The sequence below is a fragment of the Aphanothece stagnina RSMan2012 genome (genome assembly GCF_046764815.1).
In the GTDB taxonomy this organism is placed as follows: Bacteria; Cyanobacteriota; Cyanobacteriia; order PCC-6307; family Cyanobiaceae; genus NIES-981.
In genome coordinates this window covers 1-498 of record NZ_JBKOUC010000099.1, presented here as the reverse complement: position 1 = coordinate 498, position 498 = coordinate 1, and the positions used below count along the sequence as shown (strand labels likewise).

Here is a 498-nt window from a genome sequence, read left to right as displayed (position 1 = left end):
ACTGCGACTAGTCTCAACAACCTGGCTTTGCTCTACTCCAACCAGGGTCTCTTCAGCCAGGCTGAACCGCTCACTAAGCGTGCGCTGGCGATCAGGGAGAAAGCCCTGGGCTCCGACCACCCCAGTACCGCCCTCAGTCTCAACAACCTGGCTAGTCTCTACAGCGACCAGGGTCTCCACAGACAGGCTGAACCGCTCTATAAGCGTGCGCTGGTGATGACAGAAAAAGCCCTGGGCTCCGATCACCCCGATACCGCCCTCAGTCTCAACAACCTGGCTAGTCTCTACAGCGACCAGGGTCTCTACAGCCAGGCTGAACCGCTCACTAAGCGTGCGCTGGCGATCAGGGAGAAAGCCCTGGGCCCCGATCACCCCGATACTGCGACTAGTCTCAACAACCTGGCTTTCCTCTACGACAGGCAGGGCCTCTACAGCCAGGCTGAGCCGCTCTACAAACATGCGCTGGTGATCACAGAGAAAGCCCTGGGCCTCGATCAC

Annotated in this window: 1 protein-coding gene; it reads left to right on the top strand. The window is 59.2% G+C overall.

The features are described 5' to 3' along the window. Positions 1 to 498 (top strand): tetratricopeptide repeat protein (locus ACLNEE_RS16915; RefSeq protein ID WP_412007454.1); only part of this gene is annotated, 498 nt, incomplete at both ends.